The organism is Pseudomonas sp. NPDC096950 (assembly GCF_044762525.1).
Classification (GTDB): Bacteria; Pseudomonadota; Gammaproteobacteria; order Pseudomonadales; family Pseudomonadaceae; genus Aquipseudomonas.
In genome coordinates this window covers 52,943-65,916 of record NZ_JBIWEL010000027.1, presented here as the reverse complement: position 1 = coordinate 65,916, position 12,974 = coordinate 52,943, and the positions used below count along the sequence as shown (strand labels likewise).

Sequence of the window (12,974 nt, the reverse complement as noted above, 5' to 3'; positions counted from 1 at the left end):
TCGACCGAGAAAAATGTCAGACATTCAAACCACATCCGTAGGCTACATATCGCGTCATGGCGATTATGGCCTGCGAAACTCCCAAGCACTGAGCGGCGTCAGTCACCTGTGGCAAGATTTTTTTGCCCAGGCCCTGGCCGAACAGTCGAGTGATGTGGTGCCGGCGTGCGGGACCTTTCCACCGGTTGATCTGGAAAGCCCGGTCGAGCCGACCGTAGGCAGCGAGCTCTACGCGCACATCGTGTCCCAGCGCGAATGCGATGTGACAGAAACCCAGGTCAAACCACCAGAGCCGCTGTTCCTGCCGATAGCCGAGTTCGAAATGGACCTGGCCGACAAACCTTTCCCTCCGTTCCCGCCGGAAGAAATCGTCGCCCAGCAGAAACAGCAGGACTTCGAAAGTGGCTGGGTGCGCCCGATCGTACTCACCGCCGGCCAGCCTGTACCCGAAGCCGGCCCGGCACCGCAACCGCGTCCGCTGCACCTGCCAATCGCCGAATTCGAACTGCACCTGCTGGACAAACCGTTCCCGCCGTTCTCGCCCGAAGAACTGGTGGCGCAACAGAAACAACTCGATTTCGATAACGGCTGGGCACGCCCGATCATCCTGCAGAACCTGCGCATCGCCGCCTGATCCCTCAGAATCTCTCAGCGACACACCCACCACGGCCCCACATCCAGATGAAAGTGATTGCGATGGGCGGCGTTGTAATCCGGGCTCAACACCACACTGAACATGTCACAGGCGCCGTCGCGAACCTGACGTAGAAACCGTGCGTCCTGATTATCCTTGGGCCAATCCTTGAGCACGCTGATCGCTCGGCCATCGGCCAGACGAAAACCGGCGATATCCAGGGCATTCGCGCCAGCATGCTGGCTGCGGGCACCATTCTCGCGGTTGTACATGTTGCGGCAGGCGAAACTGCCGAGGTGATCGACCCGCGTCACTGCCTGGCCGTAAACCGCCTGAGACGCCGGTTGCAGGGCGTGGCGCTCGAACAGGGCGAACGCCACCGCCAACGGGCAACTGGCGAGGAAACTGCTGCTCAGGGCCACCTCGCCGCCCTGTACGCGCAGGGTGTTGCTCAGCGGGCATGTCGCGTCGGGACTGTCGGCCTGGCGAGTGACGCGCAGACCGGAGCTGCTCAAGGCCTGATCGCACAGCTGTGGATCATCCCGCAGGCGCATCAGTTTGTAGCGGGTCAGAAAATTCGGCGCTGCATTCACGTCCAGCGGAGCCCAGGGATTCCACTGCGCTGGCACGGCAATCCATCCGCGCCAGACGCTCAGCCCCGCTGCCCCTACGATCAACAACACCAGCAGCAATCCCTTGGCAAACCGCATCGTCAGCCTTTGAAAAACTGATTGGCCTTCGCGTAGGGCATGGAGCGCGACGTAAAGCTGAAGGTGCCCGAGGTCTTGATCTCTTCAGCCGCGCGGAAGAACTCGCCGTATGCCGCCAGGGCCAGCGCCGAACCGACGCTGATGCGTTTGACGCCCATATCGCTCAGTTGCTCGACCGTCAACTTAAGCCCGCCGGACATCAACACATTGACCGGTTTCGGCGCCACGGCGCGGACCACCGCCAATACGTCTTCGGCACTGCGCAGGCCCGGTGCGTAAAGTACATCGGCGCCGGCTTCGGCGAACGCCTGCAAGCGGCGGATGGTGTCATCGAGGTCAGGATTGCCGTGCAGGAAATTCTCGGCGCGGGCCGTCATCATAAACGGGAATGGCAGGCTGCGAGCCGCTTTCACGGCCGCTTCGACACGCGCCACGGCATGTTCGAAGCAGTAGATCGGCGCTTCTTCACGGCCGGTAGCATCTTCGATGGAGCCGCCGACCGCGCCCGCCTCGGCCGCACGCAAAATGCTCTGGGCGCATTCGTCGGGATCGTCGGCGAAACCGTTCTCCAGGTCGACGGCTACGGGCAGATCAGTCGCCGCGACAATCGCACGAACGTTGGCCAGGGTGTCGTCCAGCGACAATCCGCCATCGGGGCGAGCATTGGAAAAAGCATAACCGGCGCTGGTGGTCGCCAGCGCCTCGAAGCCAAGGCTGGCGAGCATTTTCGCCGAGCCGGCGTCCCACGGGTTGGGAATCACAAAAGCCCCCGCGCGTTCATGCAGCGCTTTGAACGCCTGGGCTCGAAGGGTTTGCGCATCCATTGGCAGGCTCCTGAGAAGGGAAAGAGTCCGCCTCAGAGCAGGCCAAGTTGCTCGGCGGCGGGCTCTCTGTATAGCTCAGGCAGCGGCGGCAAGCCAGGCAAACGCAGCATCAGTTTTGCGTGAAAACGTTGCGCGAGTTTCGCCGCCAGCAAGTTATCGGCGGTGTGCAGGAAGATATAGGGCGTGCGGCCCTCTTCGATCCACGCCGCGATTTTCTCGACCCACGGCACCAGGAACGGATCGTTGGCCTCCAGTTGCGGATGGCCGATGAATCGCACTTGCGGGAATTGCGTGAATGCCGCCGGACGTGGCGGCACCTTGGGCTTTTTCGATTGGGCGTGGAGCACCGAGGGATCGGTCGAGATGCAACTGAACAGCGCACGCGGATCGAGGCAGATACGCTCGACACCGCGATCCAGCAGCAAGCGATTGAGCATGCGCTCGGCATCGCCCTTGGCGAAGAACGCGTCATGCCGCACTTCGACGGCCAGCGGTCGATCCACGGCGTCGATAAAACCGGCCAGCTCCGACAGTCGTTGCGGGGTGAAGCTTTTGGACAATTGCAGCCACACCGGCGAAACCCGCTCACCCAGCGGGCTGAGCAATTGCAGGAAGGTTTCGACGGCGGTCAGTTGTTCGCGCAGGTCACCGCTGTGGCTGATGTCGCCGGGAAACTTGGCGGTGAAGCGAAAGTGTTCGGGCATGGTCTCGGCCCAGCGCTGCACCGTGGTGGCAGCCGGACTCGCGTAGAAGGTGGTGTTGCCTTCAACGGCGTTGAACACTTGGGAATACAGACTGAGGAGTTCGGCGGGTTTGGCGTCTTGCGGGTAGAGATAGTCGCGCCAGGCGTTTTCACTCCAGGACGGGCAACCGAGGTAGTAAGGCAGCAACATCAGATGTACAGGTCGAGGCCCAGCACATCGGCATCCCAATCGACAAAACCGGCGGTGCTCAGGTAGCTGGCCAGGGCCATCGCCACGCTTTTGCTCATGGCGCGGTGGTAAATCATGTCTTGCTGACGGGCGGGAAGATTGCTCAAGCGTTGTGCGGAGGCTTTGGCAGCACGGGCGGCCAGTTGCTCTTCAGTCGGGATTTCCAGCTCGCCGTCGATGTCATCGACGGATTCATCCAGCGTCACATTGCCTTTGCGAGGCTTGCGCTTGATGGGGTAGGACTGAGAGGAAAGACCGTCTATACGCATAAGTGCATCTCGGTATCAGTGATGGCAGTTTAGTGGCGCGCGGACCACTTCGCAAACTGTCGAGTGATAACTAGAACACATAAAAGGAAAAAGGTTTAAAGCTGGGGGTTAGAAACTGACGATTGGCTAATGCTGAAATACCAATTGTGGCGAGGGGGCTTACCCCCTCGCCACAAAAGCCCCTCGGTCAACGTGCCTTTGGGGTCGCAACCTTGTCGCGCAGATAAACCGGCTGCGCCTCATCCGCGACAATCGCCTCGCCCCGTTCCCAGGCAAACCGCGCCAGGGTCAGCAGGTCTTCGGCATGGGGCAACATTCCCGCATCCTGCCCGCTCAGATTGACGGCGATACGCTCGGCATAACCCCAACCCGTCCCCGCGCCAAACCATTCGCCGCTGGCATCCGCCGGCAACGCTGCCACTTCCGGCGGCAACACGGCTTCATTGCCGACCAGGCGCATCTCCCCTGCCGTTTCGCGGTAGCAACCCCAATACACTTCGTCCATCCGCGCATCGATGGCCGCCGCAACCTGGCTCACACCGTGTTCACGATAGGCGCGCTGGGCCAGCACAGCGAGGTTCGACACCGGCAACACCGGGCGTTCGAGGGCAAACGCCAAACCTTGCACCACACCAATGGCGATCCGCACACCGGTGAATGCACCCGGCCCACGGCCAAACGCGATGGCATCCACCGCTTGCAGGGTGGTCCCGGCATCGGCCAGCAGTTGCTGGATCATCGGCAACAGTTTTTGCGCGTGCAGGCGCGGGATCACCTCGTAATGGCTCGTAACCTTGCCGTCATGCAGCAAGGCAACGGAGCAAGCTTCAGTCGCGGTGTCCAGGGCCAGCAAGGTGCTCATCGATGTTTCCGTAAGAGAGGTCAGAAAAAGTGCGCCAGTATAAACAACTACGGCCCGCAAGCGGGCCGTAGAAGATGAAGCGTTTCAGACTTTTCAGTTCAGCGCTTCAAGCACCTTGCCGGTGATCGCTTCAACCGAGCCAACACCTTCGATGTGGCTGTACTTCGGTTTGCCTTGAGCGGTAGACAGTTCCTGGTAGAACTTCACCAGCGGCTCGGTCTGAGCGTGGTAAACCGACAGGCGATGACGCACGGTTTCTTCGGTGTCGTCTTTGCGCTGCACCAGCTCGTCGCCGGTGATGTCGTCTTTACCGGCAATTTTCGGCGGGTTGTAGACGATGTGGTATACGCGGCCAGAAGCCTCGTGCACACGGCGACCGGCGATACGCTGGACGATGTCTTCGTCTTTGACGTCGATTTCGACCACGTGGTCCAGCTCAACGCCAGCTTTCACCAGGGCTTCAGCCTGGGGAATGGTGCGCGGGAAACCGTCGAACAGGAAACCGTTGGCGCAATCAGCTTGGCTGATGCGTTCCTTGACCAGGTTGATGATCAGGTCATCGGAGACCAGACCACCGCTGTCCATGACGCTTTTGGCGATCAGGCCCAGCTCGGTGCCGGCCTTGACCGCTGCACGCAGCATGTCGCCAGTGGAGATTTGCGGAATGCCGAATTTCTCGGTGATGAACTTAGCCTGAGTACCTTTACCGGCCCCGGGAGCTCCCAGCAGAATGACGCGCATCGATGTGCTCCTCAATTTTTTATATAGATAACGTCAGATTCGCCTCGTGGGGCCAATCTCAAAAATAGGGTCGTGGCCGCCCAAACGGCCAAAGGCTGATCAAGATACACAGCAGGCCCTGACCACACAAGCCGCCGAAAGTCGGAGAAACCCGCGCCCATCGTGACCTTTGGACGGGGTACCCCAAGTCGCAACCCCGTCATTAACTGTCGCTTGCCAGACCTTTGCAGCCCTCCGCCCACAGGCTCCGGGCGCAAATGCCAAGCGCCCGGCCCCAAGAGGAAAACCTTAGCCGGTATTTCGCAAACCGGCGGCAATCCCCGCCACAGACACCAGCAGCGCCTGTTCTACCGGGCTGCCCTGCGCCACTTCCTGTTGCCGCGAACGGGCCAGCAACTCGGCCTGTAATAGATGCAGCGGGTCGAGGTAGGTGTTGCGCAGGCGAATGAATTCCAGAGTATCTGGGCTATGTGCCAGTAGCTGCGACTGACCGGTCAACCCAAGAACCACTGCGCACGCCTGCGACAATAGGTCGCGTAAATGCGCACCCAAAGGAAGCAAATCGGGCTCGACCAACCGCTCATCGTAAGACCGGGCGATATCCGCGTCGGCCTTGGCCAGCACCATTTCCAGCATGTCGATGCGGGTGCGGAAGAATGGCCACTGCTCGCGCATCTGCCCCAGCAACTCACCTTCGCCACGCTCCAGCGCCTTGCTCAGGGCCGCTTCCCAGCCGAGCCAGGCCGGCAGCATCAGGCGCGTCTGGGTCCAGCCGAAGATCCACGGAATCGCCCGCAGGCTTTCAATCCCACCGGCGCGGCGCTTGGCCGGGCGGCTGCCCAACGGCAAACGACCGAGTTCCTGTTCCGGGGTCGATTGGCGGAAATACTCGACGAATTGCGGGTTTTCCCGCACCACGGCGCGGTAAGCCTTGACGCCGTCAGCCGCCAATTCGTCCATCAGATGGCGCCAGGCCGGTTCCGGCGGAGGCGGCGGCAGTAACGTTGCTTCAAGCACGGCGGCCAGATACAGATTGAGGTTTTGCTCGGCGATATCCGGCAGGCCGAATTTGAAACGGATCATTTCCCCTTGCTCGGTGGTGCGGAAACGCCCCGCCACCGAACCCGGCGGTTGCGACAGAATCGCCGCGTGAGCCGGACCACCGCCACGGCCCACGGTGCCACCGCGACCATGGAATAACAGCAGTTCGACTTGTTGCTCGCGGCAGATGTCCACCAAGCGTTCCTGTGCCCGATACTGCGCCCAAGCCGCCGCCGTGGTGCCGGCGTCCTTGGCCGAGTCGGAATAACCGATCATGACTTCCTGCGGCCCTTGCAGGCGCGCGCGATAACCCGGCAGCAGCAACAGTTTTTCGATCACCGGGCCAGCGTTATCGAGGTCGGCGAGGGTTTCGAACAGCGGCACCACGCGCATCGGCCGCAGCACGCCGGCCTCTTTGAGCAACAACTGCACAGCCAACACGTCGGAGGCGGCACCAGCCATGGAGATCACATACGAGCCGAGGGATGCACCCGGTGCGGCGGCGATTTCCCGGCAGGTCGCCAGTACTTCGGCGGTATCGGCGGACGGTTTGAAGTACGCCGGTAACAATGGCCGACGGTTGTTTTGCTCGCGCATCAGGAAAGCGATGCGCTCTTCCTCGCTCCAGTCTTCGTAGCGACCGAGACCCAGGTAATCGGTGATTTCGGTCATGGCGGCGGTGTGGCGGGACGAATCCTGACGCACATCGAGACGCACCAGGAACAAGCCGAAGGTCACCGCCCGCCGTAGGCAATCGAGCAGCGGACCATCAGCGATCACGCCCATGCCGCACTCGTGCAACGAGTTGAAACACAGCTCCAGCGGATCGAGCAGGTCGCGGTTGTTTTGCAGCACATCGGCGGGCGCCGGGGTGCTCTTCGTCAACGAGGCATGCGCCCAATTGCGTGTCGCCCGCAGGCGTTCGCGCAGTTGTTTGAGCACCGCGCGGTAAGGTTCGGCGCTGTCGCCGGCCTTGGCTTTCAGGGCTTCGCTGGCCTGCTGCATCGACAACTCGGCAGCCAGGTGATCAACGTCGCGCAGGTACAAATCAGCGGCCATCCAGCGCGCCAGCAAAAGCACTTCGCGGGTGACAGATGCCGTGACATTCGGGTTGCCGTCGCGGTCGCCGCCCATCCACGAGGCGAAGCGGATCGGTGCGGCTTCCAGAGGCAAGCGCAGGCCAGTCGCGGCGTGTAGCGCTTGATCAGCCTTGCGCAAGTAGTTCGGGATCGCCTGCCACAGCGAATGCTCGATCACCGCAAAACCCCATTTGGCTTCGTCGACCGGCGTCGGGCGGGTGCGGCGGATTTCTTCGGTGTGCCAGGCTTCAGCGATCAGGCGCTGCAATTTTGCCTGGATCTGCTCACGCTCGGCGCTGGTCAGGTCACGGTGATCCTGGGCCGCCAGTTGCGCGGCGATGGCGTCGTATTTCTGGATCAGCGTGCGGCGCGCCACTTCGGTCGGGTGCGCGGTCAGCACCAGTTCGATCTCCAGCCGACCGAGTTGCCGGGCCAGGGATTCGGCGCTGTGGCCTTCGCCGCGCAGGCGAGCGAGCAGCTCCGGCAGCACCCGGGCTTCGAATGGCGCGGGCTGCGATTCTTCGCGGCGGTGAATCAGCTGATATTGCTCGGCGATATTGGCCAGGTTGAGAAACTGGTTGAACGCCCGCGCCACCGGCAGCAACTCGTCTTCGCTCAATTGGTTGAGGCTGGCGCTGAGTTCGGCGTCCATCGAACCGCGACGGTCGGCCTTGGCGCCCTTGCGGATCTGTTCGATCTTGTCGAGAAACCCGTCCCCGTACTGCTCACGAATGGTGTTGCCCAACAGCTCACCCAGCAGGTGAACGTCCTCGCGCAAGCGTGCATCAATATCGGTCATCAGCAGTTCTCCAGCAAAAAATCCGGGCGGCTTTAACACCATGCTTTGAAGTCCAAGAGTGCCGCCGTAAAGCGCTTCTTACAAGCAAACGACGAAGGGACTTTAAACCTTAGGCGATAAAGCTAGTCTCAACAGTAAGCCGTACAACGGCTTACCGGCAGCCACCGCCGGACACTCACACTGCCTGCCACCCGCAGGTGCGCCATGAGGTCTTTATGAAAATCCGTGAGCTAGCCCAGCATTGGGAAGAAAACGCCAAGGGTCGCCTGACCGACACTGGCTACACGATTCACCTGGACGTGGAAGCCGCCGCACGGCTGGCAGCGATCACCGAGATGTACCCGAAACGGCATCCCGAAGAACTGCTGGGCGAACTGATCGGCGCGGCGCTGGAAGAACTCGAAGCGAGCTTCCCGTATGTCAAAGGACAGACCGTGGTCGCCACCGATGAGGAAGGTGATCCGCTGTACGAAGACGTCGGCCCGACCCCGCGTTTTCTCGCGTTGTCCCGTCGGCATTTGCATGATTTGTCGGCCAGTGACGACAAGCCAAAACATTGATCCAGCAGAGATAAACCTGTGGGAGCGAGCCTGCTCGCGAAGGCGCCAGTCCAGTCAAAATCATGTTGGCTGAACTACCGCTTTCGCGAGCAGGCTCGCTCCCACATGGGCTGTGACACCCTTCAAAATTGGCGTATCCCCGAGCCCTGAAATAGCCGGGAATACCGCCGCATATCGCGAAAGTTCCCGTCCTAGAGCCTTGTCCGCTCGGTCAAAGTTTTTTTAGGCAATACGCCATCTTCTCTGAACTTTTGAAAAACGCCTCGGGTCGTACCCATTAACCACGCCTGGTACGGCCGTTTCAAATCACGCTTTGAAAGTACGGTTACGGCTCCTTACACCAGGATGGATTTAGATGTTTTTCAGGAGATATCCAATGGAGTTGAAGACCATGAAGACCAGCACTGCCAAATCCTCGTTCACCCACCTGCGCGGTCTGAAACTGGCTGCCTTGGCGATCGGCAGCACCTTCGTACTCGCCGGTTGCGCTGGCAACCCGCCGACCGAGCAATACGCCGTGACCCAGTCCGCCGTGAACAGCGCCGTGAGCGCCGGTGGTACCGAATTCGCAGCCGTGGAAATGAAGTCCGCCCAGGACAAGCTGAAACAAGCCGAAATCGCCATGCACGACAAGAAGTATGAAGAAGCCCGCACCCTGGCCGAACAAGCCGAGTGGGACGCTCGGGTAGCAGAACGCAAGGCCCAGGCGATGAAAGCCGAACAAGCCGTGAAGGATTCCCAGAAAGGTGTTCAGGAACTGCGTCAGGAAAGTCAGCGCACTGTGCAGTAAGCGCGCATCCAGACCACACGCCTGAAGCTCTTATCGATAGAAAGGACGAACCATTATGCGTAAACAATTGATGATCCCCGCTCTCCTGGCCGCAAGCGTCGCACTGGCTGCCTGCTCCACTCCGCCGAACGCGAACCTGGAACAGGCCCGCGTGAACTACTCCGGCCTGCAAGCCAACCCGCAAGCCAGCAAAGTCGCGGCCCTTGAGACCAAAGACGCCAGTGATTACCTGGACAAGGCCGACAAGGCTTACCAGGACAAACAGGACCAGGCCAAGGTCGATCAACTGGCTTACCTGACCAACCAGCGCGTGGAAGTGGCCAAGCAGACCATAGCCCTGCGCACCGCTGAAGCCAATCTGAAAAACGCTGCCGCCCAACGTGCCCAGGCCCGTCTGGACGCTCGCGACCAGCAGATCAAGCAACTGCAAGACAGCCTGAACGCCAAGCAGACCGATCGCGGCACTTTGGTGACCTTCGGTGACGTGCTGTTCGCCACCGACCGTGCTGACCTGAAGTCCAGCGGTTTGGTGAACATCAACAAACTGGCGCAATTCCTCCAGGAAAACCCGGACCGTAAAGTGATTGTCGAAGGCTACACCGACAGCACCGGTAGCGCCGGCCACAACCAGACGCTGTCCGAGCGTCGTGCCGATTCCGTGCGTACGGCACTGGTGAAGATGGGCGTTGATCCAGCGCGCATCGTGGCTCAGGGTTATGGCAAGGAATACCCGGTTGCCGAAAACGGCAGCGTCTCGGGCCGTGCGATGAACCGTCGGGTGGAAGTGACCATTTCCAACGACAACCAGCCAGTGGTGCCACGTTCGGCGGTTAGCTCGAACTAAGCGTCACGCTGAAACACAAAAGCCCCGCCTGATCTGATCAGGCGGGGCTTTTTGTTGGGCGCTCACTTAACCCTGGTGTTCACTTGACCCTGTGGGAGCGGGCTTGCTCGCGAAAGCGGTGGGTCAGCCACTATCAATGTCGACTGACACTACGCCTTCGCGAGCAAGCCCGCTCCCACAGGGGATCTTTGGCGATCACGGGATTTCGGTTATTGCTCAAGCTTCTGCGGTGTTTCCTGGCCCATGCACCGCACGGCTTTTTTCTGGCCGTTGATCAATACGCCGGTCAGGCCTTTCTGTTCGGTGTCGAACAGCACCAGCACGCCATCGATGCACTGGGCGACTTGTGGCGCGGGTTCCAGGGCGACTTTGTAGTCTTCGCCGGGCACGGTCTTGAGCATGGTGAATTCGTTGAGCAGCAACGCATCCTCGGGCTTGGCGAAGTGCAGGTAGCCGTAGTACCACAGCACCCCGACGGTGCCGAGGATGGTGCAGATACCGGTGATGATCAGCGGGATGGCGTTACGTTCTTCACTCATTGCGGACTCTCTGGTGGTTCATCTTTTGAATGGACGGGCACCGGGTAATTCGGGACTTCACCCAGGCGGCGCAGACCGTTGAAATGCTGCGGGTCTTCGAGATAGCGCAGCATCACCTGACGCCAGACCGGGTCGGCGAAAGTCTGCACATGACCGCCACGGGTCAGTTGCAGCACCCGCGGCGGCGGCGCAGCTTGATACAGACGAATGCCGTTGGAAAGGGGTACGAGGTTGTCGTCGATGCTGTGGTAGATCAGTTTCGGCACGCCTTTGAGCTGCGCCATGGAGTTGATCGCACTGTCGCCGTCCGGCACCAGCCACGACAGCGGCACCTGGAATGGCCAGGTCAGCCACGAGGTGGTCAGGGCAAATCGGCCGACATCCCGGTAGCTGGCAGGCGCGCCGTCGAGGACCAATGCCTTGATCTGAGGCTGGCGTTCCGGGTGCTGGACCAGGTAATGCACGGCCATTGACCCGCCGAGGCTCTGGCCCAGGACGATCACCGGTTTGCCCTTGACCTCTGGCGCCTGGTCGAGCCATTTGAACGCGGCGTCGATGTCCTGGTAGATCGCTGGCAGGCTCGGTTTACCCTCGGACAGGCCATAACCGCGATAGTCCACCAGCAATACTTGGTAACCCTCTTTCGGCAACCACCAGCTACCGCCCAAGTGATAAGACAGGTTGCCGCCATTGCCATGCAGGTGCAGCACCGTGCCTTTGACCTCCACACCTTTGGCCACCGGCAGCCACCAACCGTGCAGCTTCAGGCCATCGGCGGTGGTCAGGGTGAGGTCGCGAAATTCGAGTTTGGCCTTGTCCGGGGTGAACGGCTGGCCGGGCTCGGGGTAGAACAGCAGCGAGCTGCAACCGCCGAGGGTCAGGAGCAGGCAGATGATGCCGAGGATTCTCATCCGTTGAAACCTCGCAGAAAAAGGGTTGGAACACAGACCCAATGTGGGAGCGGGCTTGCTCGCGAAAGCGGTGTATCAGGCAACATCAATGTTGAATATTAAGCCGCTTTCGCGAGCAAGCCCGCTCCCACAAGGGTTAGTTCATTGCTTACAGGATGTTGGAGTAATCCGCTTCGATCCGGTCCAGGCTCAAGTGATTGAGGAAGTTGGAGAAGCACATCCACGCCGACAGTGCGTTCAAGTCGCGGAACTGGTCCGGCAAATACTTGGGCGCCACCACCAGGCCTTCGTCCACCAGTTGGCGCAAGGTCCGCATGTCCTCCAGCGTGGTCTTGCCACAAAACAGCAGCGGTATCTGCTCCAGCTTGCCCTTACGCACGGCCAACTGAATGTAGTTGTAAACCATGATAAAGCCCTTGAGGTAGGACAAGTCTTTGGTAAATGGCAGACCATTCGGCACCGAGCCACGGAAAACCCGACTGGCGTTGCCGTAGCTTTCGGCCATTTCGAAGCCTTGCTCGCGGAAGAACTCGAACACCTGCAAGAAATCGGCGCCCTCCTCCACCATGTGAATGGCGCGAGTGCGGTTGGTCAGTTTGCGCAAGCGGCTCGGGTAGGAGGCGAAGGTGATGATTTCCATCAGGATCGCCAGGCCTTCCTGGGTCACCGTCGACGAGGGTGGGCCCTTGGACAGAAAGGTGCAGATCGGCTGGTTCAAGCCGTTGAGGGTCGTGCCCACGTGCACCAGCCCTTCATGGACTTCCAGGGCGCGCACGTCACGCTCGTTGAACATCGCATCGGTGCGGATCTTGATGTAGTCGGCACCCGCCGCCGCATCGGCGACGATCCCGTCGGACTCGAACACCCGGATGGTTTCCTCGGCCTCGCCAAACACCTTGTTCAGCCGGGTTTGCAGCAGGTGCACGGCGTCCTTGGCGGTGAGGATTTTCGGCTCATCCTTCAGATCGCCACGGCCATCGATGTTGTTCAAGTAGTCGGACATCATCAGGCCGAGGTCGGCCAGGGTCGGGTCGCCGGCGTGGAACGCGTCGGACGCGGCGCCATACAACTCCTGGGAAATCAGGCCGAAATCCTCGGTGCCGCGTGCTTCGAGCATGCGTATCACCATCCGGTATTCCTTGCACATGCGCCGCATGATCTGGCCGACCGGGTTGAACTGGCCGAGCTGGCGGGTGATGTCGCGCTCGATGTTCTGGAATTCCAGTTTGACCTTGCTGGAGTCGAAGGACAGCGGCCGGTTCAGGTAATAGTCGCGGTCCACGGCCGGCATTTCCTTACCCTTGCCCTTGAGGAACCCCTTGCGGATGCTGTCGTCCCACTTGACCGCATCGAGGACGCGAATCGGCGTCTGCGCCAGCACTATGCGATCGGACAAAATGCGTATCGTCTGCTGGTAATCGTCCACCCGAAACTCCTGT

14 protein-coding genes are annotated in these 12,974 nt (G+C 60.6%); 4 read left to right on the top strand and 10 right to left on the bottom strand.

Annotated features, from left to right (window positions below):
• Positions 1 to 13: 13 nt before the first annotated feature.
• The gene (locus ACIQY3_RS29185) at positions 14 to 634 is read left to right on the top strand and encodes a hypothetical protein (RefSeq protein WP_054616021.1); all 621 of its coding nucleotides are present in this window, start codon (positions 14 to 16) and stop codon (positions 632 to 634) included.
• A 14-nt stretch (positions 635 to 648) separates the two neighbouring features.
• Here the strand turns inward: ACIQY3_RS29185 and ACIQY3_RS29180 are convergent, their stop codons facing one another.
• The 7 genes from ACIQY3_RS29180 to ppc form a co-directional block, all read right to left on the bottom strand.
• A complete protein-coding gene (locus tag ACIQY3_RS29180) occupies positions 649 to 1,344 on the bottom strand; it encodes an extensin family protein (RefSeq protein ID WP_403026783.1) in 696 nt (231 codons plus the stop codon).
• Positions 1,345 to 1,346: 2 nt separating this feature from the next.
• Positions 1,347 to 2,168 carry an oxaloacetate decarboxylase gene (locus tag ACIQY3_RS29175; protein WP_403026781.1) on the bottom strand — a complete coding sequence of 274 codons (822 nt, stop codon included), beginning with the start codon at positions 2,166 to 2,168 and terminating at the stop codon, positions 1,347 to 1,349.
• A gap of 32 nt (positions 2,169 to 2,200) precedes the next feature.
• Complete coding sequence (locus tag ACIQY3_RS29170) at positions 2,201 to 3,061, bottom strand: DUF72 domain-containing protein (protein WP_403026778.1); 861 nt, start codon at positions 3,059 to 3,061, stop codon at positions 2,201 to 2,203.
• Positions 3,061 to 3,369 carry a hypothetical protein gene (locus tag ACIQY3_RS29165; protein WP_403026772.1) on the bottom strand — a complete coding sequence of 103 codons (309 nt, stop codon included), beginning with the start codon at positions 3,367 to 3,369 and terminating at the stop codon, positions 3,061 to 3,063. Before ACIQY3_RS29165 ends, ACIQY3_RS29170 begins: the two co-directional genes overlap by 1 nt.
• Before the next feature lie 187 nt (positions 3,370 to 3,556).
• The gene (tsaB, locus tag ACIQY3_RS29160; RefSeq protein WP_403026769.1) at positions 3,557 to 4,231 is read right to left on the bottom strand and encodes a tRNA (adenosine(37)-N6)-threonylcarbamoyltransferase complex dimerization subunit type 1 TsaB; all 675 of its coding nucleotides are present in this window, start codon (positions 4,229 to 4,231) and stop codon (positions 3,557 to 3,559) included.
• A gap of 93 nt (positions 4,232 to 4,324) precedes the next feature.
• A complete protein-coding gene (gene adk / locus ACIQY3_RS29155; protein WP_054047246.1) occupies positions 4,325 to 4,972 on the bottom strand; it encodes an adenylate kinase in 648 nt (215 codons plus the stop codon).
• Between the two features lie 288 nt (positions 4,973 to 5,260).
• Complete coding sequence (gene ppc / locus ACIQY3_RS29150) at positions 5,261 to 7,891, bottom strand: phosphoenolpyruvate carboxylase (protein WP_403026765.1); 2,631 nt, start codon at positions 7,889 to 7,891, stop codon at positions 5,261 to 5,263.
• A gap of 215 nt (positions 7,892 to 8,106) precedes the next feature.
• Between ppc and ACIQY3_RS29145 the strand changes: the two genes are divergently transcribed.
• The 3 genes from ACIQY3_RS29145 (at position 8,107) to ACIQY3_RS29135 (ending at position 10,085) form a co-directional block, all read left to right on the top strand.
• Positions 8,107 to 8,451, top strand: coding sequence for a pilin assembly protein (locus tag ACIQY3_RS29145; RefSeq protein WP_213937570.1), 345 nt, complete (start codon positions 8,107 to 8,109; stop codon positions 8,449 to 8,451).
• A 376-nt stretch (positions 8,452 to 8,827) separates the two neighbouring features.
• A complete protein-coding gene (locus ACIQY3_RS29140) occupies positions 8,828 to 9,241 on the top strand; it encodes a DUF4398 domain-containing protein (RefSeq protein ID WP_403026763.1) in 414 nt (137 codons plus the stop codon).
• A 55-nt stretch (positions 9,242 to 9,296) separates the two neighbouring features.
• Entirely contained in the window at positions 9,297 to 10,085 is a 789-nt protein-coding gene (locus ACIQY3_RS29135; protein WP_403026761.1) for an OmpA family protein, read from the top strand.
• Between the two features lie 209 nt (positions 10,086 to 10,294).
• Here ACIQY3_RS29135 and ACIQY3_RS29130 read toward each other — a convergent pair whose 3' ends face one another.
• The 3 genes from ACIQY3_RS29130 to ACIQY3_RS29120 all read right to left on the bottom strand — a co-directional run bounded on the left by ACIQY3_RS29130 (position 10,295) and on the right by ACIQY3_RS29120 (position 12,961).
• Complete coding sequence (locus tag ACIQY3_RS29130) at positions 10,295 to 10,624, bottom strand: hypothetical protein (protein WP_123405677.1); 330 nt, start codon at positions 10,622 to 10,624, stop codon at positions 10,295 to 10,297.
• A complete protein-coding gene (locus ACIQY3_RS29125) occupies positions 10,621 to 11,535 on the bottom strand; it encodes an alpha/beta hydrolase (protein WP_403026758.1) in 915 nt (304 codons plus the stop codon). The genes ACIQY3_RS29130 and ACIQY3_RS29125 overlap by 4 nt, the downstream gene beginning before the upstream one ends.
• A gap of 148 nt (positions 11,536 to 11,683) precedes the next feature.
• On the bottom strand, positions 11,684 to 12,961 hold the full coding sequence (locus tag ACIQY3_RS29120; RefSeq protein WP_403026756.1) for a flavohemoglobin expression-modulating QEGLA motif protein: 1,278 nt from the start codon (positions 12,959 to 12,961) through the stop codon (positions 11,684 to 11,686).
• Positions 12,962 to 12,974 lie beyond the last annotated feature (13 nt).

Excerpts from the sequence above, each read along its gene's own strand:
- ACIQY3_RS29185 (WP_054616021.1), top strand. The coding sequence starts at position 14 with ATGTCAGACATTCAAACCACATCCGTAGGCTACATATCGCGTCATGGC.
- ACIQY3_RS29180 (WP_403026783.1), bottom strand. The coding sequence starts at position 1,344 with ATGCGGTTTGCCAAGGGATTGCTGCTGGTGTTGTTGATCGTAGGGGCA.
- ACIQY3_RS29175 (WP_403026781.1), bottom strand. The coding sequence starts at position 2,168 with ATGGATGCGCAAACCCTTCGAGCCCAGGCGTTCAAAGCGCTGCATGAA.
- ACIQY3_RS29170 (WP_403026778.1), bottom strand. The coding sequence starts at position 3,061 with ATGTTGCTGCCTTACTACCTCGGTTGCCCGTCCTGGAGTGAAAACGCC.
- ACIQY3_RS29165 (WP_403026772.1), bottom strand. The coding sequence starts at position 3,369 with ATGCGTATAGACGGTCTTTCCTCTCAGTCCTACCCCATCAAGCGCAAG.
- tsaB (WP_403026769.1), bottom strand. The coding sequence starts at position 4,231 with ATGAGCACCTTGCTGGCCCTGGACACCGCGACTGAAGCTTGCTCCGTT.
- adk (WP_054047246.1), bottom strand. The coding sequence starts at position 4,972 with ATGCGCGTCATTCTGCTGGGAGCTCCCGGGGCCGGTAAAGGTACTCAG.
- ppc (WP_403026765.1), bottom strand. The coding sequence starts at position 7,891 with ATGACCGATATTGATGCACGCTTGCGCGAGGACGTTCACCTGCTGGGT.
- ACIQY3_RS29145 (WP_213937570.1), top strand. The coding sequence starts at position 8,107 with ATGAAAATCCGTGAGCTAGCCCAGCATTGGGAAGAAAACGCCAAGGGT.
- ACIQY3_RS29140 (WP_403026763.1), top strand. The coding sequence starts at position 8,828 with ATGGAGTTGAAGACCATGAAGACCAGCACTGCCAAATCCTCGTTCACC.
- ACIQY3_RS29135 (WP_403026761.1), top strand. The coding sequence starts at position 9,297 with ATGCGTAAACAATTGATGATCCCCGCTCTCCTGGCCGCAAGCGTCGCA.
- ACIQY3_RS29130 (WP_123405677.1), bottom strand. The coding sequence starts at position 10,624 with ATGAGTGAAGAACGTAACGCCATCCCGCTGATCATCACCGGTATCTGC.
- ACIQY3_RS29125 (WP_403026758.1), bottom strand. The coding sequence starts at position 11,535 with ATGAGAATCCTCGGCATCATCTGCCTGCTCCTGACCCTCGGCGGTTGC.